Source organism: Rickettsia endosymbiont of Orchestes rusci (assembly GCF_964030945.1).
GTDB lineage: Bacteria > Pseudomonadota > Alphaproteobacteria > Rickettsiales > Rickettsiaceae > Rickettsia.
The window spans coordinates 484,616-510,739 of record NZ_CAXIQG010000004.1 but is presented as its reverse complement, the minus strand read 5'-3'; the positions used below and the strand labels follow the sequence as shown (position 1 = coordinate 510,739).

Here is a 26,124-nt window from a genome sequence, read left to right as displayed (position 1 = left end):
AAGGAGAGTATATTAAGATGAGTGAGATACTAGAACTTGCCGCAGAAGTTCGAGCAGAATTCGGTACAGGCGCAGCAAGAGCATTAAGAAGAACAGGCAGGGTCCCTGCTATTATTTACGGAGCAAATAAAACGCCCGTTGCTATTTCAATTGAAGAGAAAGAAATAACAAAATATTATAGAAAACCGGCTTTTATATCCGGGTTAATCAATATTGTATTAGGAAAAACAAAATATAAAGTACTGCCAAAAGCTATAGAGTTGCATCCTGTTACGGATATAGTACGCCATGTTGATTTTGTGTTTTTAGAAGAAAAAACTCAAAAAATGGCAGTACCGGTAATATATGAAGGGAAAGAAAGAGCGCTTGGAGTTAAAAGGGGAGGGTATTTTAATATAATAAAAAGAACCGTTCCTATGTTATGTGACGTTAATAATATTCCGCGAAGTATAACTATTGACGTAACTAATATGCCGATTGCTACTTCTATAAAATCTTCAAGCGTAAATTTGCCTGAAGGATGCCGATTTGCTACTAAAAAAGAATTTGTCCTTGCAACGATAATAGGGCGTAGAGGAAAAGCCGACGCAGAAGAGGCTACTACTGAAGCTGCGGCGAAGTAATATATGGTGTCATACCGTGGCTTGACCCACTACTGTACGAACGTTCTCGATGTCATTCCCGCGAAAGCGGGAATCTAGGAAAATATAGTCATCCTGAATTTATTTCAGGATCTACTACAAGAGATGCTGAAACAAGTTCAGCATGACATAAGTAAGGCTGGATTCCTGCTTTTGCAGGAATGACATCGAGGGCTTTTTAAGAGTCATGTAACAACGTTCATACACTTCCGGGCTTGACCCACTACTGTACGAACGTTTAAATAAAGAGGTAAAAATTCTGTCATTCCGTGGCTACGACCACGGAATCCAGCTTATAATATCATAAAAAGATTCAAAATAAGTCTAATATGGCTTTATTTTCCTGGATGCCGTGATCAAGTCACGGCATGACACAGCCTTTTTTCAACGTTCGTACAGTAGTAGGCTTGACCACGGCATGACATTGAGACCATTTCTCTATCCACGCAATAAACTTTATTATACTTCCTTCATCAAACCCCGCATGCTAAATTCATATCAATTAACTATAATCTCTTTTTATTCAAGGTAATATTATGATTCTTGTTATAGGTCTTGGTAATCCGGGAATAAAATATCAAAATACAAGACATAATATCGGGTTTATAGCTATTGATGAATTAGCAAAATATTATCAATTATCATTTTCTTTGAAGAAAAAATTTAATGCCGAAATTGCCGAAGGAAATGTAGGAATTCACAAGTTATTGCTGATAAAGCCGATGACTTATATGAATTTGTCCGGTAATGCGGCGGCACTAATTAAATCTTACTATAATATAAAACTTGAAAATATTTATGTTATTCATGACGATATAGATTTAGTCGTCGGGAGAGTGAAATGTAAACAAGGTGGAGGTAACGGCGGGCATAACGGCTTAAAATCGTTAGACCAAGCTATAGGTAATAATTACCATCGTATAAGAATCGGGATAGGCAGACCGGAAAATAGTGAGGAAGTAGCCGATTATGTGCTTCATAATTTTTTTAAGGCTGAGTATAATATAGTCGAACAAGCGATAGATAAAATAACTAATAATTTTGATTTGCTGTTAGAAGGTAAATTAGAAGAATTTAAAACTAAAATATGATGTCATTCCTGCGCGGGAATGACATAGAGTACGCTTTAACTTATCCACGCAATAATGCCATGTGAAAATAACGTTGAAGCATCTAATTTTTAAAAAACATAGGGACTATGAAAAAAGAATTACCGTTTGAAATTGTCTATGCCGATGAAATGGATAAAAATCATGAATCTATAATTATTGAGGCTTTTAACAAAGATGCTAGAGAGAAAAAGGGTTTAGAAGGAGATATTAAATCTTTTTCCTTTTCGTGTTTTGATAAGGATAAAAACTTTATTGCAGGAATTAGCGGTATGAGTTCTTGGGGAGGGTTTTATATTCGTTCACTCTTTGTAAATGAAGATATAAGGGATCGGAATTACGGTACTTTACTAATAGAAAAAGCTGAGGATTTAGCACGTGAACGAGGCTGTAATTTTATTCATTTGATCACTATGGACTGGCAAGCAAAACCATTTTATGAAAAATTAGGCTATAAAGTTGAATTTACCAGACATGGCTATGAGAAAGATTCTATACTATATTCTTTAAGGAAAGATTTATGACACTAAAATGTGGAATTGTTGGGTTGCCGAATGTCGGTAAGTCGACGTTATTTAATGCACTAACGGCAAGTAAGACGGCGGATGCGGCGAATTATCCGTTTTGTACGATTGAGCCGAATAGCGGTATAGTTTCAGTACCGGATGACCGTCTACAGAAATTGGCAAGTCTTGCCGGTTCTGCGAAACTTATCCCGTCTTATATAGAATTCGTCGATATTGCAGGGCTTGTTAAGGGAGCAAGCAAAGGCGAGGGGCTTGGCAATAAATTTCTAGCTCACATAAGGGAAGTAGATGCAATTTTGCATGTGCTGCGCTGTTTTGAGGACGAGGATATTACGCATATTCATGATAAAATAGACCCGATACATGATTTGGAAATAATAGAAACGGAGTTAATACTTGCCGATATAGAATCGGTAGAAAAGCGTTTAACTAGTAGTGAGAAGCGCTTAAAAACAGGCGATAAGGCGCTAAAAGATCAGGTGGAATTATCAAAAGAAATATATAAGGTATTAGCCGACGGCAAGCCTGCACGAGTGCTTAATAATATTTATGATCCAGAAAATATAAAACAGTTGCAATTACTGACATCTAAGCCGGTTTTATATATTTGCAATGTTCTTGAAAAAGATGCGTCTAGAGGTAACGCACTAACAAAATTAGTTTTAGATAGAGCAGCAAAGGAAAATGCCAAATGCGTCGTTATTTCATCAAAAATAGAAGCGGATATTGCACTTCTTGAAAGCATTGAGGAAAAGACTGAATTTTTAAAAGATATCGGGCTTGAAGAAACGGGGTTAAGCAAGGTTATTAAAGAAGCGTATAATCTGCTAAATCTTAAAAGCTTTTTTACAATCGGCCCTAAAGAGGCTCATAGCTGGACTTTCAAAAATGGTACTCTTGCACCTAGAGGGGCCGGGATAATTCATACGGATTTTGAAAAAGGCTTTATCCGTGCGGAAGTTATCGGCTATGAAGATTACATAAACCTTGGTAGTGAAGCAAAAGCCAAGGAAGTAGGAAAAATGCGTTTAGAGGGTAAAGAATATAAAATGCAGGACGGTGATATAGTACATTTTAGATTTAATGTGTAAATACTCGTCGTATTTAAAGAATTATTTCTTTATTTTATCATGGATTCGCGTACTCATGTACTAAGTGTACACTCCGTTCGCTCACCATTCAAAATAAAGTCTAATTCTTTAAATACTTAGAGTATCAATATTATAGGTTATATTGTGAAAGAAGTTTTAAGTAAGGAAAATATTAAACTTCATCGAATGTTTTCCTTAATAGATGATGATGAATATCACTGGGATGATAAAGATGCTGAAGAATATCGTATAAAGCTTAGAAAAGAATATTATGTTCATTGTATTTCAGTTTTTGATCACTGGCTTTCCGAAGAAGAAGCTGATGAGTTAATTATATTTTATCAAAGAAAATTTAAATTTAAGGAAAATAAAGAAAAATATTATCAATATGAGCAGTTGTTTATAAAATTTTATTTATATTTATTTAATAACACAAAAGTTTATGCATATTTTGATAGATTATATGTTTCTTTTGATTCTAAAGAAGAATATTTATCGCATGTTTTATTAAGCATAAGAGAGCGATTATTCTTAAAAATTATTCTACCTGAGTATCATGCTATTATAGATGGTGGTCATGATTTGACTGATCTATTAAAAGTAAAAAAAGACTATCCTGAAGGGCTAGAAGCAATAAGCAAAATAGTGAAAGAACATGGACTATATATTTTAGATTAAAGAGATTAAATAGCATATTAGTATTATACTGTTCTTGGCTTTTGTCGTTTTATAAGTTCTGCGGTGCTCACGTATTAAGTATACGCTGCACTCCTCGACTTATAGACCGATTACTCTTTTTGAAGTTGATCTTCGTATACCAACTTTTCATTTCATCGGAGTATGCCTCTAATTCTTTAAATACTTAGAGTATAGAGCTTGTGCGAAGCCCAATGAAGGCGTTGTTGCATTGCTCGATAAAAGCAGCAGTATGTCATTCCCGCGCAGGCGGGAATCTAGGAAAGTATCAAAAAGTCATCCTGAATTTATTTCAGGATATTTTTCAATAGATGCTGAAACAAGTTCAGCATGACAAAAGAAAAATCTGGATTCCCGCTTTCGCGGGAATGACATCGAAAATTCGAGCCACGTCGCTTGCAATGACGTTTGGAGTATTTACGCAACAACGCCCCGCGGGAGTGACATAGAGGATGCTGAAACGACACCGAAATAAAAAATAAAGTTTATGAAAATAATCGCGCAAATTCCGCCTTGGATGCTTCTTTGTTTATTTGTTCTATCTCCTACCACGGAAACAATGTATACCGCAGGGCTGCCTAGTCTTTCGGCATTTTTTAATATTAGCGGTAATACGGCACAAATTACGTCTACCTTATATTTTTTAGGTTTCGCTTTCGGTATATTATCCTTAGGTAGATTATCGGACATTTACGGTAGAAGACCTATAATTCTCTTCGGACTATTTATTTACATTATATCCTCTATTGCCTGTATCTTAGCAGTTAATATAGAGATGCTAATGATTGCACGTTTTGCTCAAGCTTTCGGGGCAAGTGTCGGCTCCGTAATAGGGCAGGCGATGGCAAGAGATTCATATCAAGGAAGTAGATTATCTTATGTTTATGCTAGCTTATCGGTATGGCTGGCATTTATTCCCTCGCTCGGCTCATCGGTCGGCGGCTATATTGTTGAATATTCCGACTGGCGCTATGTTTTCGTCTTTTCAAGTTTTTTAGTTACTTTATTACTTATTTTATATTGTAAAATTTTACCTGAAACAAATCCGTATATGGATATCTCTCACACTAGTAAATATTTTGAAGTTTTTAAAATAGTAGTAAAGGATAAAATTATCTGGCTTTATGCTTTTATTATCGGGGCATTTAACGGCATGACTTACGGTTTTTTTATCGAGGCCCCCTTTATTTTTATTGAGAATATGAGGTTGTCGTCTTCTTTCTACGGTAAATTAACGTTCTTATTATGTTTAGCTAATATTTTTGGCGGCTTATTTGGCAGATATTTAATAAAAAAACGCCGTGTAGATGAAAAAAAAATAATGATTTTGGGACTCGGATTTAGCTTACTGGGTTGTACGATGTTAGTAATAGCTGCTTTTTTATTAAAGGATAATCAAATTAATAATAATATCGTCATAGGAATAATATTCATTCCGATAATGTTGCATATGATTGGACATAATCTTCTAATTCCGATGACGCTGCGTTATGCTTTAGAAGATTATGCCAAAGTTACCGGCACTGCCGGCTCAATTTTCGGCTCATTATATTATATATTAATAGCCTTAATAACTTTTATCGTCTCAAAATTACACAGTGAAACAATAAATAATTTTGCTTTATTATTCTTGTTCTTAAGTATCGGCTGCGCTGTATCATTTTATTTGATTAGGGTTTTGTCGTGTTCTAAGACAACTATTATCCTTGTAGTTCAAGAAAGACAGTAGAAAAAGCAATGTCGAAATCTATGTAACCCGACCTTGTTGCATGGCTCGAATTTTTGCAAAGTGTTTCGGTGTCATCTAGTTGCTTGACCACGGCATCCGGAAAAACCTTAATAAAAAGACTGGATACCGTGGTCAAGTCGGCTTTGTTGCATGGATAATTAAAGCACGCTCTATGTCATTCCCGCGCAGGCGGGAATCTAGGAAAGTATCAAAAAGTCATCCTGAATTTATTTCAGGATATTTTTCAATAGATGCTGAAACAAGTTCAGCATGACAAAAGAAAAATCCGGATTCTCGTTTGCACGGGAATGACATCGAAAATTCGAGCCATGCAACAACGCCACGTAACCCCAATATGGATAAGTTTTTAAGCTAAAACTTATCCATATATTATTATGCTCGACTACTACTGCGTTGAGGTAGGCGAGAAGTAGGGGGGTTTAAATTTTGAGCAGAATTATCAGATTTTAATTGATTTGTTGCTTCTTTTGCTTGTTTTTGCAAAGCCGGGTTGATGCCGTGCTTTGCTTTCTCCTCGTCTCTCTCTCTTTTTGCTTTTAAAGATTTCTTTTTATTGCTGCTAGTATCGCTTTCCCAATCACTATCACTATCACTTTCAGTTTCCGATTCTGAATCGGAAACTGAAAGTGCAATTCTTCTTGCTAGTATCGCTGCAACATCTACGTTACTATTCGTTTGTGGCTTTTTAGGTAATATTTGTGCTTTTACCTCCTTTAATTTTATTCCTTGTTGTATTTGTGATAATAATGCATCTCTATCCGACTCCTGCCTTTCTGACGGTTTCGGTTCATTGTGTTCTGTTTCTTTTGCTACTCCTGAAGGAGGAGGAGGAGGAACAATAGCAGTGGGGAGTAGCGGAGGAGGCGGTGGCGGCGGCAGTGGGATATTAAAGTTAGGCGTATTCTTTATATCCTCCGGGATTACAGTCGGAGGAGTTACTTGATCCGGTACTTTTAGCTCATCATTTTGTAGTGGAGATATAGATATAGGTTTAGTTAACTTTTCTTCTATCTCCGTTATTTGAGTAAGGACAAATTCCGGTTTTCTTAATTTATTTAATTCACTATCTAATTTTGCTTTATTTTCTAATATTGTATTTAAACTACTTTTTATCTTCCCTAATGCTGTATCAATATGTCCTAATTTTTCAATAGTTTTTTGTTTATTTCCTTGAAAAGCCTGTTCCGGAGTATTAACAAAAATATATTTTATTTTTTGAAAAGATTTGCTTAATTTTTCTAAGAAGGTAGAAGGTAATTCTGATTTAATATTTTCTAGCTCGTATTTTAATTCTGCAAGTTTTGTAACATGTTTGTTTTCTTTTAAAAGTGTAGCTATATTATTTTTTACATTATTTAAAGATATTAATTGGCTTGCTAGGTTGTTATTATCACGAGTTTTTAGAGCTTCTGTTAAATGCACGGTTGCTGATTCTTTGTAACTTTCTGCTAATTTATTTAGCTTTTCTTGCTGCTCTATTGATAAATCCTTTCTTGATGATAAAGTTTCAAAGTTCTTTCTGAACTCTTCTTGCATAACTTCTTTTAAGGGAGCGGATTTTTCAGCTATTCGGTGTAATATATTATCAACGCGTCTTAATGTCTCATTACTATGCCGGATTGCTTCTTTTGTTAATTGCTCTTCATTTTTGACAAATACATATTTTACGTTAGAAACAACTTCTATAAACTTTTTAAACCAAGGAAGAGAGTGAAATTGCTCTTTTTTTAAAATATTTACTTCTTTTTGTATCTTACTTAAATCATTAAGTTGTCTATTAGTTTCTAGAAGCTCATTTACCTTGTTTAATGCGACTACTAAATTTGCTTTCTCTGTCGTTAAAGCTTTTTTTATAATCTCTTCTTTTTCCATATAAAAACCTATTTATAAACTTTAATATAATAAGTAAGCCTTATAACATTTTTTTATAGATAATCAAGGAATATTAATATATTTTTAACATTAATAATTTTAATTATTAACGTAATTTTAATGAAGATAAGCCGATAAGGGCAAATATGACGGCAATAATCCAAAATCTTATTACTACTTTTGATTCAGCCCAACCGTTTTTTTCAAAATGATGATGCAGCGGTGCCATTTTAAAAATTCGCTTGCCGTTAGTAGTCTTAAAGTAATATACTTGCAAAATCACCGAGATTGTTTCAATAACAAACAATCCGCCAATGATACCGAGTACTAATTCATGCTTAGTAATGATACTTATAACGCCAAGAACACCGCCAAGGCTTAAACTGCCGGTATCTCCCATAAAAACTTCTGCCGGCTGTGCATTAAACCATAAAAACCCAAGACTCGCTCCCGCAATGGAAGCGCAAAAAATAGTTAGTTCTCCGCTATTTGGAATATACATTATCTGCAAATAATTTGCATAAATATGGTTGCCGGCTAAATAACTTATTAAGGCAAAAGAACTAGCGGTAAGTGCTATCGGAACGGTAGCAAGACCGTCAAGACCGTCGGTTAGGTTAACTGCATTAGAGGCTCCGACTATGACAAACATCGCAAACGGTATATAAAAATATCCGAGATTAAGAAGTAAATTTTTAAAAAATGGAATAGCAAGCTGATTATCTCCGGGGTTGTCGGTATATTGTAATGAAATGCATATAATTAAACTGATAAGTATTTGCAGTAAAAATTTGTTTTTGCTCCTGATTCCCTTATGATTATTTTTGGTTATTTTTGCATAATCGTCTATAAAGCCGATAATACCGAAGCTAATAAAGCCAAATATAGATATCCAAATATATTTATTAGTAAGATCGGCAAGTAATAGAGTGGAGAAGCAGACGGATAAAATAATCATTATCCCGCCCATAGTAGGAGTGCCGGCTTTCATCTGATGAGATTCAGGACCGTCGCTACGAATCGGTTGCCCGTGTTTTTGCAAAGTATGTAAAAATCTAATAAGCCTTGGACCTATTAGAAAGCAGAAAATTAAGCTAATCAGAATAGCTAAGCTACTTCGGAAAGTAATATAGTGAAATAAATTGGCAATGTGCGAATTATGCACATACGGTAGTAAAAGATTATATAACATGGTTATCCTTTAAAATATGTATTATATTAGGTTAACATGAAAAATTGTCATCCCGTCTTTTTATTAAGGCTTTTTCTGGATACCGTGGTCAAGCCCACTACTGTACGAACGTTGAAAAAAGGCTGTGTCATGCCGTGACTTGATCACGGCATCCAGAAAAATAAAGCCATATTAGACTTATTTTAGAATCTTTTTATGATATTATAAGCTGGATTCCGTGGTCGTAGCCACGGAATGACAGAATTTTTACCTCTTTATTTCAACGTTCGTACAGTAGTGGGTCAAGCCACGGTATGACACTGTACTTATAATAACCATAATACGGTAAATTATGAGCCGTGCAACAAACGCCTCGCCTGCGCGGGAATGACATAGAATATGCCGCACGGTACTTGTCTAATTACAGATTTCATTAACAATCCTATCAAGCCTAACACCTCTTGAGCCTTTTATTAATATAAGTTCGTCTTTACCTAATAAATTCGGTAAATCTTTTATTAAGGCATCAACATTTTCAAAATAAGCTTTGGTTATTTCTTTTGGTAATAAGTCGGAAATACATTTAGTATGAGTGCCGACTAAAAAAACTTTAGAGCAACGAGCATCAGTAATATAAGGTATTAAATCTTTATGTAGCCGCTCAGAATTTTGCCAAAGCTCTAGCATTTCCCCTATTATAGCTACCTTATTAGCATTTTTAAATAGTTTTAAATATCTTAAGGAAGCTTTCATAGATTCGGGGCTAGCATTATAATAATCACAAATTACTCGATAATTATTTGTACCGATTTTTACGGTCACTATTTCCCCGCGACCTTTAGTTAACGGAATATTGCCAAGCTGCTGTGAGGCATTTTCTAAATTTTTACCAAGCAGATAAGATACTAAAAGAATTGCGGTAAAATTTTCTGCATAATGCTTAGGTATAAAAGGTATGGTTACCTCTATTTTATTATTATTTATTAAATATACTAAATGAACTTTATTATCATCATGTTTGTATGATATTAGTTTTGCATTTGTGTTATTAGAATTACCGAAGCTATATATGTTACTAATAGATAGTTTCGTAAGATTTGATAAAATATTATGATAATATTGAGTGTCCTTATTAACAATCGCTATTCCGTCCTTTACTAAATCTTCAAAAATCTCGCATTTAGCATTAGTAATTTCCTCTAAAGAATCAAAAAACTCTAAATGTGCTTCCGAGATATTAGTGATAATTGCGATATCAGGCTTTATTATTTTACTAAGTTCTTTTATCTCTCCTTTATGATTCATGCCCAGTTCAAAAATAGCATATCTTACCGTATCAGGTAGAGAAACAAGGTTTAGAAGCATGCCGAGATAGTTGTTAAAGTTACCTCTACTAGCAAAAACATCATCAAAAGCACTTAAAACAATTTTAAGAGCTTCTTTAGTAGAAGTTTTACCGACGCTGCCGGTAATAGCGATAAATACAGCCTTAGAATTTTGCCTTTTATATTCAGCCATCTTTTTCAAAGCATCAAACGTGTCATCTACTATAATAGTTTTATGGTTTGGTACTCCTGGGATATTTCTGTTAACAATGACCGCAGTTGCGCCTTGCGCAATCGCATGAGCTACGTAATCATGCCCGTCTCTATTGCCTTTTAGAGCGATGAATAAATCGCCTTTTCGTACATCATTAGAATTAAATTGCACTTCATTAGCCTCAATAGAGGAGGGGGCTATTATACCGAGTGCTTTACTTAGAGTTTCAGAGTTCCATATCATATATTAGTTCTATTATGTGTTATTGTACGGCTTTTAAAAAGCATTCAGTGTCATCCGTGGCTTGTCCCACTACTGTACGAACGTTTAAATAAAGAGGTAAAAATTCTGTCATTCCGTGGCTACGACCACGGAATCCAGCTTATAATATCATAAAAAGATTCTAAAATAAGTCTAATATGGCTTTATTTTCCTGGATGCCGTGATCAAGTCACGGCATGACACAGCCTTTTTTCAACGTTCGTACAGTAGTGGGCTTGTCCACGGTATCTAGAAAAAAATTATAAAATAATTTTTTCATATAAATCGTCCCAGTCTGGATTTTGAGACTCAATTAAATTTAATTTCCACTGTCTTTTATATTCTTTTAATAATTTTTCACGACTAATTGCAGCTATAATATCGTCATATTGTTCAAAATAAACTAATTTATTTATGTTATACTTAGAAGAAAATCCTTTGATTATTTTATGCTTATGCTCATAAGTACGTTTTATAATATTTGAAGTTACTCCAATATATAATGTACCATTACGTCTGCTAGCTAATATATATACATAATATTGTTTCATTATATTATTAAATTTCTGGATCCCGTGGACAAGCCACGGGATGACACCGAATGTTTTTTCAAATTCCGCGGGAATGACATCGAGGAGCGTACTTTTTTGCAATTTCAGCATCATCAAAAGGTATTTTTTTATCGCCGATTATTTGATAATTTTCGTGACCTTTGCCGGCTATTAATAAAATATCATCTGTTTGCAAATTGTTTATTCCATATTTAATTGCTTCCTCTCTATCAGCTATTTCAATATAGTTTGCTTTACTCATACCGCTTATAATTTCTTTTCTAATAGAAGCGGGGTTTTCATTACGAGGATTATCGTCGGTAATAATTACGTTATCGGCAATTCTTGCTGCTATCTCACCCATTAAGCTCCTTTTAGATTTGTCCCTATTACCGCCGCAGCCAAAAACTACAATTAGTTTGCTGCCTTTTAATTTAATATTTTTTAGCTCACTTAAGGCTTTCTCTAACGCATCGGGAGTATGAGCATAATCAACAAGGATGTTAGTACGTTCAATTCGCTCCATTCTACCCTTTACTGCCCTAATTTTCATTAAGCTCATGATAGTTTCTCTAAAATTAAAACCGGTATGATGAACAGCTAGAGCAGCAATGAGCAGATTACTTGCTTGAAAACTACCGATTATATGTGTATTAAAAGCATAATTTAATCCATTAAAGTCAAAAGAAACAATTTGATTATATAAAGCTTGAAGAGTCTTAATAATTTGTAAATTTCCTTTTTTTGAGGCTTTTTTACCAACAGTTATAAATTTAACATCATGTTTGTTTAAATAATCTTTAATAAACTCTATTTCTGCTATATCAGAATTTAACACAGCTAACCCTGAAGGTAGTAGGTTGTCGGTAAATAATTTTAGTTTTGCAAGTAAATAAGCATCTTTTGTCTGATGATAATCTAAATGATCTTGGCTGAAGCTTGTAAAGCAAGCGACATTAACTTTTATTCCATATAGCCTTTTCTGATCGAGTCCGTGGCTAGAAGCTTCAAAAGCCAAATATTCTATATCATTGTCAGCTAGATTATGAATGATTTTTCTAAAATTTATAGGATCAGGGGTAGTTAAAGAGGAGGTATCCTCTAAAATTTCAGGGGATTTAATATCACCAAAATACTCGACGCCGAGAGTGCCGAGAGTGGCAGCATTTTTTCCGAGCAAAGAATATAATTGTGCAATATATGATACTACCGAACTTTTGCCGTTAGTACCGGTTACGGCTATTAAATATGGCGGCTCTTTCGGATAAAAGATTTTTGCCGCCAAACTTAAAGCTATCCGCGCATTTTTTACATATATTATTTTTGCGGGGTTTAATTCTACGCTTTCATTATTATCGGTGATAATAATCCCTGCTTTTTGATTTAAAGCATCGAGAATAAATTTATTACCGTCGTAATTTTTTCCCTTAATAGCAAAGAAAGCCTCATTTTCTTTGATGCTAGTGGAATTAACGGATAAGCCGGTAATATTATGCTGCCGGAATAATATTTGCAGCTTTTTTAATAATGAAGAGTAGGGCATATAGTAAATAAATTATTGTTTATTGAAATTGTCATACCGTGGCTTGACCGGCGTTGTTGCATGGCTCGAATTTTCGATGTCATTCCCGCCTGCGCGGGAATGACATCGTTTTCTATCCATACAGGCAATGTCTTACAAGCAATGACGGGTTAGCCTATCCAGCAATTGCCCCGTTTCCGTAATAATATTTTCATCGGTTAATTTTTTGGTAAATACTAATTTATTATCGGGTTTAACTTTAGCTTGCTGCGAGTATTGGCTTACGAATTTTATAATCTTCTCTGCCATATCAGCATTTTTATAAAATCTTATTACAAAGCCGCGTTCGCCGGAATCTAAATTTTCAATATTCAGTTTAAGGCATACTAATTTTATTTTTACTATATCGAGTAAATTATTAAATTCGGCAGGGATTGGACCGAATCTATCAATCATTTCATCTTTAAATTTTTCTACTTCCGCATTATTGCTTAAGCTGCCTATTCTTCTATACAACCCAAGTTTAAGCATGCAGTCCGATATGTAAGCATCGGGGATAAAGACCGGTAACCCTAAATTTATCGTCGGTACGAAATTTTGTTCTAAATTCTGCGGTTCATTTTTCAAAATAGCTATTTGCTCTTCTAGCATTTCCTGATAAAGCTCCGTGCCGACTTCCTTAATTTGACCGGATTGCTCTTCGCCGATTAAATTACCGAATCCTCGCAAATCCATATCATGGCTAGCGATCGTAAAGCCTGAACCCAGCGTGCAGCTATTTTGGATAATCTCCAAACGCCTTAGACTATGCTTGGTTATTTTCTTATTACCCGCTATCGTTAAATATGCATATCCCCTAGCTTTACTTCGACCGATTCTTCCCCTTAATTGATATAGTTGACTAAGCCCTAGCATATCTGCTTTATGAATAATCATAGTGTTTGCGTCGGCTATATCAATACCCGATTCAATTATTGTTGTTGAAACTAATATATCAAATTTACCGGCATAAAATTCACTCATAGTCTCATCGATTTTATTCGGCGTCATTTTACCGTGAGCTATTTTATATCTTAATTCCGGCACAATTTGCTTTAATTGCTTTTCTACCTCAGGAATGTCGTTAATTCGCGGTACTACGTAAAAGCTTCTTCCCCCTCGGAAATGCTCACGCAGCAAGGCATCTCTAACAATAACGGGATCAAAAGGCATAATTGTAGTGCGAACTTCCAACCTGTTCATCGGCGGCGTGGCTATGATGCTCAGCTCTTTAAGCCCGTTCATCGACATTTGCAAAGTTCGCGGAATCGGCGTTGCCGACATTGCCAAAATATGTACTGAAGACTTTAAGTCTTTTAAAAATTCTTTTTGACTAACACCGAAATGTTGTTCTTCATCAATTATTAATAATTTGAGGTTATGATATTTTATATTTTTATGTAATAATGAATGAGTACCGATTATTATATTTATCTCACCGTTTTCGATTTGCTGCCTGACAATTTTAGCTTCCTTTGTGTTAATAACACTAGATAACTGCTTGATATTCAGTCTTAAATCTTTAAATCTCTCGACAAATCTTAAATAATGTTGGCTGCATAAAATAGTTGTCGGCACTATTATCGCAATTTGCGGCAAATGTTCATTTAAGGATTTCGCGACCATAAAGGCAGCACGCATTGCCACTTCCGTTTTACCGAAACCGACATCGCCGCATATTAGCCTATCCATTAACATTCCTGAGCTTAAATCAGCTTTAACGTCGTTAATGGCATTTAGTTGATCTTCGGTTTCGGTAAAAGGAAATTTATTACAAAATTTATTGTATTCATCAAGATCAAATTCTACCGCAGCGGAAAGGTTAAGTTTCCTTTTAGCGGCTATTTGCAATAATTGCAGGGCAATTTCTTTGATACGATTTTTTAATTTAGCTTTATTTCTTTGCCATGAAGAACTTCCAAGCTTATCAAGCTCGGCATTGCTATTGCCGTATTTTTTTATTACTTCAATATTTTCAACCGGAATATATAGTTTATCGTTACCGGCATATAAAATTTTTAGGAAATCATGCGCCTTGCCTCTAACCTCTAAGGTCTCGACTTTTAAAAACTGCCCTATTCCGTGATCTCGGTGAACAACAAATTCCTCTTCGTTTAAATTATCCAGTTCCAGCAAAATATTTTTAAGCTTACGATTTGCATCTGACGGGGAATTATTAACTAATTTTTCTTCCAAGATGTCGCTAGCTGCAATAAATAAATATTCCTCGGTATAAAAGCTTTGGTTAAGCGGAATACGGGCAAGGTTTATAACGCCGATTTTTGCTTCGTGTAGTTTGTTTATTTCATTATATTGATATTCGTAACTCCCTATAATACTTTTTAATCTTTCTAGCCCGCTTAGAGAAGGACAGCATATTATCGGCATTTTAGAGTGATTAGCGGTTATTATTTCAAATAATTTATCAAAAACCGTTTTTTTCTCGGTAAAACTAGCAGCGCTTATATTTTCAATTAAGACGGTCTGCTCGGAATTTTCCGAAACAACAAAAATATTATCTTCGTGTTCTAATAACTTTGTTATCTCTAGACTAGTAAAATACAAATATTTAGGAGTGAGAGCAGGGTAGAAATTATTAAATTTAATCTTATTTGACTCACTTCTTGCTTGATAGAAATCATTATAACTATGTTCAAATTCTAAAATAGCTTGTTTAGATAGATTATCAAAAATAATGACAGGGTCACTTAAATAATCGATTAAATTATAACATGAATCATAGAATAACGGTAATAACTGTTCATAACCGGGAAATTTCCTCCCCTCCATTATTGCTTCGTATAAAGGCGTATTAGTATGATTCACGCCGAAATTTCGTAAGTAATTATCTTTAAAATTACTTATCGTATCTCGATTTAATATTATTTCACTAGCCGGGCTAATCATTAATTCCGTGTGTGCCGTATGAGATATAGTAGAGATTTGGCTATCAATATTAAATTCCTTAATCGATTCAATATAATCCCAGCTAAAGTTAATCCTGTAAGCTATCGGTCCCGGTAAAATGATATCAACAATTTCTCCCCTAACCGCAAATTCACCGCTATCGATAGCACTAGCATTTCTAGTAAAACTATTGCGTACTAAGAAATCGGCAAGTGAAGTAGCGGTAAGTTTCATCTTAAGATAAAGTTTTAAAGATGATTTGACAAAAAATTCCGGAGGAGGTAATTTATTTAAGAGATTAGTAGCATGAGTAATAACTATATTCTTTTGCTTATTGTTATTACCGTTTGTTATCAGTTTAGTTAAAATATTTGCTCTTGCCGATAAAATATTTTGATTGGGTGATACATGGTCATAAGGGACGGTATCCACAGAAGGAAAATATAGTAGATTGTTTGTAGGAGAGAAAAATAAAGCTTGTTTATATAGTTTTATTGCGTCTTCTTCGTTACTTGCAAGTAAAATAACATTTTTGTGTGAATTACTTATAGAATATCGATTAGCAAAGAAGCTTTTTGCTACCGACGGAAATTTTTGCGTCAACATTATTTAGTTTCTAATTTTTTGAGAATTCGCGTAACTTATTCATTATTTCAGCATTTAAATAAGAGGGAATAGGGGATTTTTCGGTAAGCCAATTATAAAGATCATTATCATTTTGATCAAGTATTAAAGCAAATTCGTTAAGTTTTTTTTCGTCTAGTTCAAATAAAAGTTGCTCGGCAAATTTGCTAAGTATATAATCCGTTTCCCTACAACCGCGATTTTTACTTCGGTAATAGAGTTTTTTTTGAAAGTCTTTTTTATTTAATTTATTCATAAACTAATCTTGCAAAAATTTTTTATAATAATATTATTAAAACTATTAAATACCAAGATAATTCTCGATGACATTTTTGCAAAGACATTGTTGCGTAGATCGTGTTTTTAATGTCATTCCCGTGAAAACGGGAATCCATCATTCGTCATTGCGAGGAGATGCGTTAGCATCGACGCCGCAATCTAGGAAAAAATAGCAAAAAATGCTATGGAAATTATTATTTTCTAGATTGCCGCACTCCTTGCAGTCGCTCGCAATGACAATTCTGGTAGCCATGCAACAAGGCCTGCAGCGCCTCGCAATGACGATCTATGTTTTTGCTTATTAGGCTGACATTCATAAAATTATAAAAACTAACAGCATATCATTATGAACGTTAAAAATGTAAGTTCTTTAGATGCTTATAGCTTACTTATGGTGGATGAAGATGCTATGCTTATAGACGTTAGAACTCCGCAGGAGTGAGAAAAAATAGGTGTCCCTTATCTAGAGGATCGAAATAAGGTCGTTTTTTTAAGTTGGCAATTACCTCCTAATATGTCGTTAAATAAAAACTTTAAAACCCGGTTTATATCGTGTATTAAAAATAAGATGAGTAATATATTTTTTCTATGTCGCTCCGGACATAGGTCGTTTTCGGCAGCAACTTTCATAGCCCAAATGAATTATGAAAATTGTTATAATATTATTGACGGGTTTGAAGGAAATAACTGTAATATCGGATGGAAACAAAATAATTTACCGTGGCAATTTTAAGTGAATACTAATCAAAATCAGATAATTTTAGGAAAACAACCGGATGTTTTTATAGATGTTTGGGGACATGTAGCCCAAGATCTTTATAAATATTACGGAGAGGCTTTATATAATAGTTGGTTTAGCAAAATCAATTTTATAGAATTTTCCGTAAATAACGTCATACTTTGCGCGCCGACAAATTTTATCCGAGATTGGGTAAAATCAAAATATTCTATTGTTATATTACAATTATTTCAGCATTATAACGAAGGGATTAAATCAATAGAAATAATTACCAAAGAATTACCGTTATCCGAACAAACTATTTTGGAGTTACCTGCCAAGTCTTTTGCAGATTTGGAGGCAACCGACCTTAATTCAGAAAATATTTTTTCAACGCTAGATATTCGTTTTACATTTGATAATTTTGTCGTCGGAGCGCCGAACGAACTGGCATATGCAGCAGCAAGGGCGGTTGCCGAGTCCGGTAATGTGGTATCCGAATCGAATCCGCTTTTTTTATACGGTGGGGTGGGGCTTGGAAAGACGCATTTAATGCATGCAATTAGTTGGTATATAAAACAAAATAATCCGAACCGTAAAGTAATATACATGTCGGCGGAAAAATTTATGTATCAATTTGTTAAGGCACTCCGTAATAAAGACGTTATGGCTTTCAAAGAAAGATTCCGCTCGGTTGACGTATTAATGATCGATGATATTCAATTTATCTGCGGTAAAGATAGTACGCAAGAGGAATTTTTTCATACCTTTAATACTTTGATCGATAATAATCGGCAAATGGTGATATCTTGCGATAGATCGCCGTCTGACCTGGATAATATTGAAGATAGAATTAAATCACGTCTAGGATGGGGGCTTGTTGCCGACGTTCACAGCACCACTTATGAGCTGCGCCTCGGTATTTTAGAGTCCAAGCTTGAACAAATGAATATTCATATCCCAAAAAATGTTATCGAGTTTTTAGCTGCTAAAATAATCTCAAATGTCAGAGAGTTAGAGGGAGCTTTAAATAAAGTTATTGCTCATTCTAATCTTGTCGGTAGGGAGGTAACTTTAGAAAATACCCAAAATATTTTACGAGATTTACTGCGTTCTAACGAAAGGATAATTACCATTGAAGATATTCAAAAAAAGGTGGCGAATCGTTATAATATTAAATTTTCCGATATGTCTTCGGTAACACGGCAACGCGCGGTAGCTAGACCTCGGCAAATTGCTATGTATCTTAGTAAGGCACTTACACCTAAAAGCCTTGCCGATATCGGTAAGAAATTCGGTAAAAAAGATCATACGACTGTTATGCACGCCATCAAGAAAGTAGAAGAATTATCGGAAACCGATATAGAGCTGCGTGAAGAAATTAATTTGCTAATGAAAATATTACAGAATTGATATTATACAACGCTATTATCTTTTAAATTTTATTAATATAATGTGATATAATTCTATCAATGTCGTTCTAGTTTAGTATTGTTGCGTGGATCATAATTATCGTATTATGGTTATTACAAGTATGGTGTCATACCGTGGCTTGACCGGTGTTGTTATATGGATGGTTAAAAACGCTCTCGGTGTCATTCCCGCGAAAGCGGGAATCCAGAAAATTATAGTCATCCTGAATTTATTTCAGGATCTTTTTCAAGAGATGCTGAAACAAGTTCAGCATGACAAAAAAAGCTGGATTCCCGCCTGCGCGGGAATGACCCCCTTTTTATGGCAATTTCTTATCCATGCAACAACGCCGGCTTGACCACGGTATCCAGAAAAACCTTAATAAAAAGACTGGATGCCGTGATCAAGTCACGGCATGACACAGCCTTTTTTCAACGTTCGTACAGTAGTGGGCTTGACCACGGTATGACACCGGCCGCTTTGCAAAAATTCGAGCCACCCAACAATGCCTAGTTCAAATGAAATGACACATAACCTAAACCACGAAACCGAATAATTCTTTTATTTCCGTAACTGTTTTTGTTGCCCTAGCTCTTGCTTTATCTGCTCCTTTCTGCAGTATGCTTAGCAAATAATCTTGATTATTCATTAAATCTGAATATTTGCTATGAATCGGCTGTAATCTTGTAATAATAATTTCTGCCAAATCCTCTTTGAAGTTAGCGAAACCTTTATTTTGATAATTTTGGGTTATTGTCTCGCTACTAATTTCCGATAAGCTAGCATAAATATCAATTAAATTGCTAATTTCCGGGCGGTTTTCCTTATCATAACTAATTTCGGTTAAATGATCGGTTTTAGCTTTTTTTATTTTTTGCTGAATAAGATCGGCACTATCTTTTAAATTAATCCGTGAAGAATCAGAAGAATCGGACTTACTCATTTTTTTTCGACCGTCTCGCAAGCTCATTATTCTAGTGGCGGAACCGCCGATTAACGGCTCCGGTACTTTCAAAACTTCTTTATTAAATTTCCTGTTAATTACTCCGGCAATATCTCGCGTCAGCTCTAAATGTTGTTTTTGATCTTCGCCGACCGGTACTATATCGGTTTGATATAATAATATATCCGCTGCCATAAGCACGGGATATGACAATAACCCAAGGCAAGCTTTTTCTGGGGTCTTGCCGGCTTTATCTTTAAATTGAGTCATACGCTTAAGCCAGCCAAGAGGCGTAACGCAATTTAATATCCAAGCAAGTTCGCTATGTTCTTTGACCATACTCTGTGCAAAAATAGCGATTTTGTCAGGAGAGAGTCCGGCGGCTATATAAATAGCTAAAGTTTGCATAATCGAATTTCTAAGCTCTTCAGGGGGTTGATCTATAGTAATAGCATGTAAATCGGCTAGAAAGAAAAAACAATTATATTCTTCCTGCATTTTAACCCAAGTTTTAATAGCACCTAAGTAATTACCAAGATGTAAAGAGCCTGTTGTTTGAACTCCGGAAAGGATAGTTTTTTTCATTTAGTACCTTTTTATTTTATTAGTCATGAATTTTATGTTATATACTGTATTTTTAACGAATTAATTATTTATTTATGCTTTGGCGTTTCAGGATTTTACTATTTTATGGGTTACTTGCTACATTTACTTTTGTTTTTTTTCTTATATGTTACATACCAGTAACGTTTTTCAATGTCAACTATCAAATAAGATATAAAATAGCCATTATTTTTTCCTGTGCTTTTGTCTGGTTGGCAAGACTTTGTTGCGGTCTAAAATATCAAGTTTCCGGTCTTGAGAAGCTGCCGAAAATACCTTCGATAGTTGTCTCTAATCATCAATCTTTTTGGGATCAGATATTTATGCAACTAATTATTCCGGAGCATTCCTGGGTATTAAAACGTGAGTTATTTAATATACCTTTGCTCGGATGGGGGCTTAGAATGGTTAATCCTATTGCGGTAGATCGTAACGTTAATATCTCGGTTACTCAAATTTTAAGAGAAGGGCAAGAAAAAATACGCCAAGGGTTATGGTTAATTATTTTTCCTGAATCAACTAGAGTACTGCCTGAAAAAACAGTAAAATTTAAACCGAGTGCGGTAAAATTAGCTTCCATCGCAAAAGTGCCTATCGTTATGATGGCTCATAATGCAGGGCTTTACTGGCCTAAAGGCTTTTGGTTTAAAAAACCGGGGACGATTCAAGTGAAAATTATCGGTGTTATAAGCGTAGAAGAAGTAGAGCAATCTGACGTGCGCATACTCAATGAGAAGATAGAGGGAATAATTAATAAGGAAAAACAACAATTACTAAATTAATATTATTTTGATAGATTTAATTTTAATTATAGTTATCATTAAGTTACATAGGGCTTTGTTGCATAGCTCGAATTTTTGGTGTCATACCAGCGAAAGCCGGTATCTAACTTACTAATTTTGTTATATTGTTAAGTAGATTCCCTCTTTCGAGGGAATGACACAAAGTGTAAAACCGAGCCATGCAACAAAGCTGTTACATAGATAAAAATATTTAAGAGGTATTTATGAAAAATGGAACACAATTAAAACTAATTGCCGTTATTGATAGCCTGCGTATGATGCTTTACGAGGCGCAGGGAATAAAAATTACCGGTAAGCCCGAAGAAATATTGTTGATGTCGGAAGAGCATCACCATCATCGAGAAAAAAGTCAAAGTTATTATCAAAATAAATCAAATCCTGGGTCTTTATTTGAACCGCGTACTTCACTTAAAGATATAGAGCATAAAGAAGCGGCAAGAAGCGTTGCTAAGAATTTAGATAAGATAATGCAGATTCCTCATAAATACAAAGAATTAATTATTGTTGCCGAACCGCAAATGCTTGGTTGTGTACGGCATGAGTTAAATAATAATTTAAAGAAAATGATCACAAAAGAGGTGGCTAAGGATTTAGTTAATCATAATGCGGAGGCAATTGAGCGCGTAGTGTTTTCTTGAATCGCTCTTGTCACTCCGTGGCTTGTACCTGCGTTGTTGCGTGGCTCGAATTTTCGATGTCATTCTAGCTAAAGGCGGGAATCCAGAAAAAAATATTTTTAAGTCATCCTGAATTTATTTCAGGATCTACTAAAAAGATGCGCAAAACTTGTTCAGCATGACAAAAAAAGTCTGGATTCCCGCCTTTAGCTAGAATGACATATAACACTTTTTTAGAGCCATGTAACAACACTAATGCCGCCTCGCCATGACGAATTGATATTCACCCAAATAAGAGGATTAATTTATGCAAAATAATATACAAAAAATATGCGTTATCGGTTCGGGAGTTATGGGGGCAGGGATTGCCGCTTTAATTGCTAATTCTTCTCATCAAGTCGTGTTATTGGATATTGTAGCGAGTGACCCAAACGATAAAAATAAAATCGTTAAAAGCGCGATAGAAAATTTGCATAAACAACAACCTCCCGCTTTATCTTTTCCCGATAAGGCAAATCTTATTACTATCGGTAATTTAGAAGATAATCTAGACTTACTTAAGGATTGTGATTTAGTTATTGAAGTTATTATTGAGAAGCTAGAAATAAAACATCAATTATATAATAAAATTACTCCTTATTTGAAGAAAGAGGCAATTATTGCCTCTAATACTTCCACTTTGCCGTTAAAAAGGCTGAAAGAAAATTTGAGTGGCGAGCTGAAATCTCGGTTTATAATTACGCATTTTTTTAATCCGCCGCGCTATATGGAGCTACTTGAATTAATTACGGATAATGAAGTAGAACCGGAAGTAATCGCCCGTGTTTCCAAGTTTTTAACAAAAATTCTCGGTAAAACTATAGTCAAATGTAACGATACTCCGGGCTTTATTGCTAACAGAGTCGGTTGTTTTTTACTTGAGTTAGTTGTTAGAAAAGCAGTAAAAGAAAATTTAGATTTAGTAATTATCGATAAGATATTTACTACTCAATTTGGTTTGCCGAGTACCGGAATTTTCGGCTTATATGATTTAATAGGTCATGACGTAATGAAATTAATATCCGGTTCGTTGCTTGCTAGCCTGCCGGAAACTGATTATTACCACAAAATTTATTTAAACACTCCTGTCCTTGATAAGATGATTGAAAATAAATTAATCGGTCGTAAAGGAGGAGGGGGATTTTATCGCCTCTCTTCAGTAAACGGGAAAAAAATAAAAGAAGTTATAAATTTAGCCGATTTATCTTATAAACCGGTAGCGAAAGTAGAAAATGAATTTGCAGATATTAATGAGCTATTAACAAGCGATTCTATTTACGGCAAGTTTTTTGCTGAAGTTATAACGGAATTTTATGTTTATTTAACAAGTTTAATCCCTGAAGTCACTAGCAATATTTATGATATTGATTTAGCCATGAAGCTTGGTTATAGCTGGAAATTCGGACCTTTTGAATTGCTTACACTTCATGTAAGAGACAGTTGGCAATGGTTAACTTATCAAGCTAATTTTATGAAATTGCCTCTGCCTGATTATTTAGCAAAAGGCTCATATAAAGATATTGATAAAGAAAAATTTAGATCGAGAAAAGATATAATAAAATTAAGTGAAATAGTAGCGGAGAATGATTCCGCTAAATTATTACTTTATCAAGGTCAATTAGTTTTTGTTATTAATACTAAAATGAACTGCCTAAATAAAGAGGTGTTTAATTTACTGCAAAAATCCGTCGAGATAGCCGAGAATAAAGAGCAAAATCTTTATATTTGGTCGCAAGGCAATAATTTTTCTGCCGGTGCCGATTTAAAATTAATTCTTTCTTATATAGAAAATAAAGATTTTCAAGGCTTAGAAGAGTTTTTAAAGCTAGGTCAGCAAACTATGCGAAAGCTAAAATATTCAACCTCTCATGTTATTAGCTGCGCACTGGGAGCAGCACTCGGAGGCGGGTGCGAGTTATTACTACATTCGAGTTTTATAGTAGCTAATCAGGAATTAAATGCCGGTCTTGTTGAGGCTTTGGTCGGTTTAATCCCAGGGTGGGGCGGTGTTACCGAGATGCTTTTAAGAAGCGAGGGCGATAAAGATAAATTAGTTAAAAATATCAAAAATATTTTGACCCAAAATAAATCAAGTTCTGCCGATTATTTCGCAGCCGATTATAATATCGCTCACTTACAAATAAATATGAATAAGAATTATATCTTAGATGAGGCATTACAGTTAGAATTACCTAAAAAACGTTATTTTACCGGCGTAAATGCGCTGTATACCGATAAAATAACCCTACCGAAAATAACTTTAGCAAATGAGTTAGATACCTCCAAATATAATGACGTACAAAATAAAATATTATCAAAACTACAGGATTTTATAAATCACCACTCGGAGATAAGCGAAGAAGAAATATTGCCGTTTGAGCGAGAATTATTTTTAGAATTAGCTAAAGATTCCAAGATTATAGATAAGTTAAGGTCGGTATAAAGCTGATTAATATCACTTCTTAGTTGTCATTCCCGTGAAAACGGGAATCCAGAAAAAGTATCAAAGTCATCCTGAATTTATTTCAGGATCTACTAAAAAGATGCGCAAAACTTGTTCAGCATGACAAAAAAAGCCTGGATTCCCGCTTTTAGCTAGAATGACATCGAAAATTCGAGCCATGCAACAAAGTTCCGTTTTCACGGGAATGACATGCATTACAATTAACTTTAGTATCCTCCTTAGTGGAGTAATTAATTACTGATATACTATAAAATATAAAAAATAAATTTTGGTATATTTATGATTACTTTACTTGCAACAATAATAGGTTTTATTAGCTCTATATTGCCTGAGATTTTAAAAATATTAAAAGACCTTAACGATAAAAAGCATGAATTACATATTTTAGATCGGCAGATTGAAAATAATAAACTTAATCACTCTAAAACTTTTACGGAACTAACTATCTCTAAAGAAATGGCAGAACAATACTCGCTTTACTCGACTTATAAATCAGGAATAAGTTGGGTTGATGCCTTAAATAGTTCGGTACGCCCCGTTTTAGCTTACAGCTTTTTTGCTATGTATGGGGGAGTCAAATATATCCAGTATAAAGCTATAAAAAACACGGCTATTTTAGCAGAGTATCTGGATGTTTTATGGAGCATAGAAGACCAAACAATCTTTGCGGGTATTATTAGTTTTTACTTCGGTCAACGCACTTTTAGTAAGTTTTGGAAGCAAAAAAATATTATGTAAAGCATTCCGGTGTCATCTAGTTGCTTGTACTTGCGTTGTTGCATGGCTCGAATTTTCAATGTCATTCCCGTGCAGGCGGGAATCTAGGCTTTTTTTGTCATGCTGAACAAGTTTTGCGCATCTCATTAATAGATCCTGAAATAAATTCAGGATGACATAAAAGTGTTTTTTCTGGATTCCCGTTTTCACGGGAATGACATCGAACACGCTTAACCTATACACTCAACAATACTTGCGTAGGAGTGACATCAAATAATCAAATATTCTGCAAATTTAATACCTCTTTAACTAAAGGAATCGTTACTTTACGTTTGGAGGTTAGAGCGAAGTGATTAATTTGCTCTAATATTTCTATAATTTCTTTATGTTGCCTTGGTAGGTTTACTAATAAAAAATCTACGACGCTCTCGGGGATTGTTATAGAAGAAGTAGCAAAATGTTTGAAGATCAATATCCTCATTAATTCATCGTCCGGCGGCTCTATTTCAATAGTTAATACGGATTTTACTCTTGAAGATAAATCAGGCAATATAAAATTTTTATTTATCTTACCGGTAAGCAATAAATATTTTTGCCGCTCATTAATTAGGTTAAATAAATGCAATAAAATTACCTCTTGCCAATTTTCAATATCTTCAATAATGAAACTATTATATTTAGCTAAAATTTCTTCATCAAAAAAAATATCTTTAATGATAAAGCTGTTAGCTAGGTTTTGCCATATTTTCGCAAGATAGGTTTTGCCTGAAGCAGGTGCTCCTTTAATTAATAAAGTAAATTTATAAGGATTTACTCCCCAATTTGTTTGCCAGTTTTTTAACGCATTATGAGCGAGTTTATTAGAGTTAGAAACAATAAACTCATCGGGATGATATTGTGTATTGTAGGATAAGGGAAATATAAGTTGTTGCATATACTTAGATAGAACTTCAAAAATTGGCTAGGACGGCGTTGTTGCATGGCTCGATAAAGCGGCAGTATGTCATTCCTGCGCAGGCGGGAATCCAGGCTTTTTTTGTCATGCTGAACAAGTTTTGCGCATCTCATTAATAGATCCTGAAATAAATTCAGGATGACATAAAAGTGTTTTTTCTGGATTCCCGCCTGCGCGGGAATGACATCAAAAATTTGATCCACGCAACAACGCCTCCTCGCAATGACGGTATTTTTTTGCAACGTTTTTGTTCCGCGCAACAATACCATCTCT

The 26,124-nt window shown here is 34.5% G+C and carries 30 protein-coding genes and 1 pseudogene; 18 read left to right on the top strand and 13 right to left on the bottom strand.

All coding sequences use genetic code 11. The features are described from left to right. The first annotated feature begins 17 nt into the window (after positions 1–17). From AAHM91_RS06390 to AAHM91_RS06340, 10 genes are all read left to right on the top strand, one after another. A complete protein-coding gene (locus AAHM91_RS06390) occupies positions 18–623 on the top strand; it encodes a 50S ribosomal protein L25/general stress protein Ctc (RefSeq protein WP_341794006.1) in 606 nt (201 codons plus the stop codon). A 370-nt stretch (positions 624–993) separates the two neighbouring features. Next, positions 994–1,173, top strand: a complete 180-nt coding sequence (locus tag AAHM91_RS06385) for a hypothetical protein (protein WP_342270242.1) — start codon at positions 994–996, stop codon at positions 1,171–1,173. 4 nt (positions 1,174–1,177) lie between these two features. Continuing rightward, a complete protein-coding gene (gene pth, locus AAHM91_RS06380; protein WP_341794008.1) occupies positions 1,178–1,732 on the top strand; it encodes an aminoacyl-tRNA hydrolase in 555 nt (184 codons plus the stop codon). A 107-nt stretch (positions 1,733–1,839) separates the two neighbouring features. After that, positions 1,840–2,274 (top strand): GNAT family N-acetyltransferase, encoded by a 435-nt coding sequence (locus AAHM91_RS06375; RefSeq protein ID WP_342270241.1) that lies wholly within the window; start codon positions 1,840–1,842, stop codon positions 2,272–2,274. Beyond that, positions 2,271–3,368 (top strand): redox-regulated ATPase YchF, encoded by a 1,098-nt coding sequence (gene ychF, locus AAHM91_RS06370; RefSeq protein WP_342270240.1) that lies wholly within the window; start codon positions 2,271–2,273, stop codon positions 3,366–3,368. Before AAHM91_RS06375 ends, ychF begins: the two co-directional genes overlap by 4 nt. Positions 3,369–3,512: 144 nt before the next feature. Further along, positions 3,513–4,046: a hypothetical protein gene (locus AAHM91_RS06365; protein ID WP_342270239.1), complete on the top strand. Its 534-nt coding sequence runs from the start codon at positions 3,513–3,515 to the stop codon at positions 4,044–4,046. Between the two features lie 229 nt (positions 4,047–4,275). Then, positions 4,276–4,398, top strand: coding sequence for a hypothetical protein (locus tag AAHM91_RS06355; RefSeq protein ID WP_342270238.1), 123 nt, complete (start codon positions 4,276–4,278; stop codon positions 4,396–4,398). Further along, a complete protein-coding gene (locus AAHM91_RS06350) occupies positions 4,376–4,513 on the top strand; it encodes a hypothetical protein (RefSeq protein ID WP_342270237.1) in 138 nt (45 codons plus the stop codon). Before AAHM91_RS06355 ends, AAHM91_RS06350 begins: the two co-directional genes overlap by 23 nt. Before the next feature lie 38 nt (positions 4,514–4,551). Next, positions 4,552–5,793, top strand: coding sequence for a Bcr/CflA family efflux MFS transporter (locus AAHM91_RS06345; protein ID WP_342270236.1), 1,242 nt, complete (start codon positions 4,552–4,554; stop codon positions 5,791–5,793). A gap of 79 nt (positions 5,794–5,872) precedes the next feature. Continuing rightward, positions 5,873–6,067 (top strand): hypothetical protein, encoded by a 195-nt coding sequence (locus tag AAHM91_RS06340; RefSeq protein WP_342270235.1) that lies wholly within the window; start codon positions 5,873–5,875, stop codon positions 6,065–6,067. 119 nt (positions 6,068–6,186) lie between these two features. Here the strand turns inward: AAHM91_RS06340 and AAHM91_RS06335 are convergent, their stop codons facing one another. From AAHM91_RS06335 to AAHM91_RS06300, 8 genes are all read right to left on the bottom strand, one after another. Next, entirely contained in the window at positions 6,187–7,686 is a 1,500-nt protein-coding gene (locus AAHM91_RS06335) for a WH2 domain-containing protein (protein ID WP_342270234.1), read from the bottom strand. A gap of 106 nt (positions 7,687–7,792) precedes the next feature. Beyond that, complete coding sequence (gene mraY, locus AAHM91_RS06330; protein WP_341794014.1) at positions 7,793–8,878, bottom strand: phospho-N-acetylmuramoyl-pentapeptide-transferase; 1,086 nt, start codon at positions 8,876–8,878, stop codon at positions 7,793–7,795. 396 nt (positions 8,879–9,274) lie between these two features. Then, complete coding sequence (locus AAHM91_RS06325) at positions 9,275–10,639, bottom strand: UDP-N-acetylmuramoyl-tripeptide--D-alanyl-D-alanine ligase (RefSeq protein WP_342270233.1); 1,365 nt, start codon at positions 10,637–10,639, stop codon at positions 9,275–9,277. Between the two features lie 278 nt (positions 10,640–10,917). After that, positions 10,918–11,208, bottom strand: a complete 291-nt coding sequence (locus AAHM91_RS06320) for a GIY-YIG nuclease family protein (protein WP_253307758.1) — start codon at positions 11,206–11,208, stop codon at positions 10,918–10,920. 58 nt (positions 11,209–11,266) lie between these two features. After that, complete coding sequence (locus AAHM91_RS06315) at positions 11,267–12,751, bottom strand: UDP-N-acetylmuramoyl-L-alanyl-D-glutamate--2,6-diaminopimelate ligase (RefSeq protein ID WP_342270232.1); 1,485 nt, start codon at positions 12,749–12,751, stop codon at positions 11,267–11,269. A 132-nt stretch (positions 12,752–12,883) separates the two neighbouring features. Further along, complete coding sequence (mfd, locus tag AAHM91_RS06310; protein WP_342270231.1) at positions 12,884–16,282, bottom strand: transcription-repair coupling factor; 3,399 nt, start codon at positions 16,280–16,282, stop codon at positions 12,884–12,886. A 10-nt stretch (positions 16,283–16,292) separates the two neighbouring features. Further along, positions 16,293–16,556 carry a succinate dehydrogenase assembly factor 2 gene (locus tag AAHM91_RS06305; protein WP_253307755.1) on the bottom strand — a complete coding sequence of 88 codons (264 nt, stop codon included), beginning with the start codon at positions 16,554–16,556 and terminating at the stop codon, positions 16,293–16,295. 138 nt (positions 16,557–16,694) lie between these two features. Continuing rightward, positions 16,695–16,832, bottom strand: coding sequence for a hypothetical protein (locus AAHM91_RS06300; protein WP_342270230.1), 138 nt, complete (start codon positions 16,830–16,832; stop codon positions 16,695–16,697). Between the two features lie 93 nt (positions 16,833–16,925). Here AAHM91_RS06300 and AAHM91_RS06295 point away from each other — a divergent pair. From AAHM91_RS06295 to AAHM91_RS06280, 4 genes and pseudogenes are all read left to right on the top strand, one after another. Then, positions 16,926–17,312 (top strand): annotated as a pseudogene (locus AAHM91_RS06295) (rhodanese-like domain-containing protein). Further along, positions 17,313–18,710 (top strand): chromosomal replication initiator protein DnaA, encoded by a 1,398-nt coding sequence (dnaA, locus tag AAHM91_RS06290; RefSeq protein ID WP_410525860.1) that lies wholly within the window; start codon positions 17,313–17,315, stop codon positions 18,708–18,710. An 85-nt stretch (positions 18,711–18,795) separates the two neighbouring features. Next, positions 18,796–19,068: a hypothetical protein gene (locus AAHM91_RS06285; protein WP_342270229.1), complete on the top strand. Its 273-nt coding sequence runs from the start codon at positions 18,796–18,798 to the stop codon at positions 19,066–19,068. Continuing rightward, a complete protein-coding gene (locus AAHM91_RS06280; protein ID WP_342270228.1) occupies positions 19,032–19,223 on the top strand; it encodes a hypothetical protein in 192 nt (63 codons plus the stop codon). Before AAHM91_RS06285 ends, AAHM91_RS06280 begins: the two co-directional genes overlap by 37 nt. 22 nt (positions 19,224–19,245) lie before the next feature. Here the strand turns inward: AAHM91_RS06280 and trpS are convergent, their stop codons facing one another. Continuing rightward, complete coding sequence (gene trpS / locus AAHM91_RS06275) at positions 19,246–20,238, bottom strand: tryptophan--tRNA ligase (protein ID WP_342270227.1); 993 nt, start codon at positions 20,236–20,238, stop codon at positions 19,246–19,248. Positions 20,239–20,312: 74 nt separating this feature from the next. On the opposite strand from trpS, the gene AAHM91_RS06270 reads away from it, so the two are divergent. Together AAHM91_RS06270 and AAHM91_RS06265 are read left to right on the top strand one after the other, a co-directional pair. Beyond that, entirely contained in the window at positions 20,313–21,038 is a 726-nt protein-coding gene (locus AAHM91_RS06270; protein WP_253307752.1) for a lysophospholipid acyltransferase family protein, read from the top strand. 224 nt (positions 21,039–21,262) lie between these two features. Further along, the gene (locus AAHM91_RS06265) at positions 21,263–21,697 is read left to right on the top strand and encodes a host attachment protein (RefSeq protein WP_253307751.1); all 435 of its coding nucleotides are present in this window, start codon (positions 21,263–21,265) and stop codon (positions 21,695–21,697) included. Positions 21,698–21,800: 103 nt separating this feature from the next. On the opposite strand, the gene AAHM91_RS06260 is transcribed toward AAHM91_RS06265, so the two are convergent. Beyond that, complete coding sequence (locus tag AAHM91_RS06260) at positions 21,801–21,929, bottom strand: hypothetical protein (protein ID WP_342270226.1); 129 nt, start codon at positions 21,927–21,929, stop codon at positions 21,801–21,803. A gap of 54 nt (positions 21,930–21,983) precedes the next feature. Here AAHM91_RS06260 and AAHM91_RS06255 point away from each other — a divergent pair, with 54 nt between their 5' ends. Further along, positions 21,984–24,158 (top strand): 3-hydroxyacyl-CoA dehydrogenase/enoyl-CoA hydratase family protein, encoded by a 2,175-nt coding sequence (locus tag AAHM91_RS06255; RefSeq protein WP_342270225.1) that lies wholly within the window; start codon positions 21,984–21,986, stop codon positions 24,156–24,158. Positions 24,159–24,458: 300 nt separating this feature from the next. Beyond that, the gene (locus tag AAHM91_RS06250; RefSeq protein ID WP_253307749.1) at positions 24,459–24,917 is read left to right on the top strand and encodes a hypothetical protein; all 459 of its coding nucleotides are present in this window, start codon (positions 24,459–24,461) and stop codon (positions 24,915–24,917) included. Positions 24,918–24,929: 12 nt separating this feature from the next. Here AAHM91_RS06250 and AAHM91_RS06245 read toward each other — a convergent pair whose 3' ends face one another. From AAHM91_RS06245 to AAHM91_RS06235, 3 genes are read right to left on the bottom strand one after another with little or no spacing between them, the layout of a single operon-like run. Beyond that, positions 24,930–25,124, bottom strand: coding sequence for a hypothetical protein (locus AAHM91_RS06245; protein WP_342270224.1), 195 nt, complete (start codon positions 25,122–25,124; stop codon positions 24,930–24,932). Positions 25,125–25,173: 49 nt separating this feature from the next. Further along, entirely contained in the window at positions 25,174–25,830 is a 657-nt protein-coding gene (locus AAHM91_RS06240; protein ID WP_253307748.1) for an HdaA/DnaA family protein, read from the bottom strand. Next, the gene (locus AAHM91_RS06235; protein WP_342270223.1) at positions 25,734–26,093 is read right to left on the bottom strand and encodes a hypothetical protein; all 360 of its coding nucleotides are present in this window, start codon (positions 26,091–26,093) and stop codon (positions 25,734–25,736) included. The genes AAHM91_RS06240 and AAHM91_RS06235 overlap by 97 nt, the downstream gene beginning before the upstream one ends. Between the last annotated feature and the right edge of the window lie 31 nt (positions 26,094–26,124).

Bases quoted from the DNA above. Each gene is read 5' to 3' on its own strand.
- AAHM91_RS06280 (WP_342270228.1), top strand. From the start codon at position 19,032: ATGGCAATTTCTTATCCATGCAACAACGCCGGCTTGACCACGGTATCC.
- AAHM91_RS06350 (WP_342270237.1), top strand. From the start codon at position 4,376: ATGCTGAAACAAGTTCAGCATGACAAAAGAAAAATCTGGATTCCCGCT.
- AAHM91_RS06250 (WP_253307749.1), top strand. From the start codon at position 24,459: ATGATTACTTTACTTGCAACAATAATAGGTTTTATTAGCTCTATATTG.
- AAHM91_RS06270 (WP_253307752.1), top strand. From the start codon at position 20,313: ATGCTTTGGCGTTTCAGGATTTTACTATTTTATGGGTTACTTGCTACA.
- ychF (WP_342270240.1), top strand. From the start codon at position 2,271: ATGACACTAAAATGTGGAATTGTTGGGTTGCCGAATGTCGGTAAGTCG.
- AAHM91_RS06335 (WP_342270234.1), bottom strand. From the start codon at position 7,686: ATGGAAAAAGAAGAGATTATAAAAAAAGCTTTAACGACAGAGAAAGCA.
- mfd (WP_342270231.1), bottom strand. From the start codon at position 16,282: ATGTTGACGCAAAAATTTCCGTCGGTAGCAAAAAGCTTCTTTGCTAAT.
- trpS (WP_342270227.1), bottom strand. From the start codon at position 20,238: ATGAAAAAAACTATCCTTTCCGGAGTTCAAACAACAGGCTCTTTACAT.
- AAHM91_RS06305 (WP_253307755.1), bottom strand. From the start codon at position 16,556: ATGAATAAATTAAATAAAAAAGACTTTCAAAAAAAACTCTATTACCGA.
- AAHM91_RS06325 (WP_342270233.1), bottom strand. From the start codon at position 10,639: ATGATATGGAACTCTGAAACTCTAAGTAAAGCACTCGGTATAATAGCC.
- AAHM91_RS06240 (WP_253307748.1), bottom strand. From the start codon at position 25,830: ATGCAACAACTTATATTTCCCTTATCCTACAATACACAATATCATCCC.
- AAHM91_RS06300 (WP_342270230.1), bottom strand. From the start codon at position 16,832: ATGGCTACCAGAATTGTCATTGCGAGCGACTGCAAGGAGTGCGGCAAT.
- AAHM91_RS06345 (WP_342270236.1), top strand. From the start codon at position 4,552: ATGAAAATAATCGCGCAAATTCCGCCTTGGATGCTTCTTTGTTTATTT.
- AAHM91_RS06255 (WP_342270225.1), top strand. From the start codon at position 21,984: ATGCAAAATAATATACAAAAAATATGCGTTATCGGTTCGGGAGTTATG.
- pth (WP_341794008.1), top strand. From the start codon at position 1,178: ATGATTCTTGTTATAGGTCTTGGTAATCCGGGAATAAAATATCAAAAT.
- AAHM91_RS06390 (WP_341794006.1), top strand. From the start codon at position 18: ATGAGTGAGATACTAGAACTTGCCGCAGAAGTTCGAGCAGAATTCGGT.
- mraY (WP_341794014.1), bottom strand. From the start codon at position 8,878: ATGTTATATAATCTTTTACTACCGTATGTGCATAATTCGCACATTGCC.
- AAHM91_RS06265 (WP_253307751.1), top strand. From the start codon at position 21,263: ATGAAAAATGGAACACAATTAAAACTAATTGCCGTTATTGATAGCCTG.
- AAHM91_RS06320 (WP_253307758.1), bottom strand. From the start codon at position 11,208: ATGAAACAATATTATGTATATATATTAGCTAGCAGACGTAATGGTACA.
- AAHM91_RS06315 (WP_342270232.1), bottom strand. From the start codon at position 12,751: ATGCCCTACTCTTCATTATTAAAAAAGCTGCAAATATTATTCCGGCAG.
- AAHM91_RS06375 (WP_342270241.1), top strand. From the start codon at position 1,840: ATGAAAAAAGAATTACCGTTTGAAATTGTCTATGCCGATGAAATGGAT.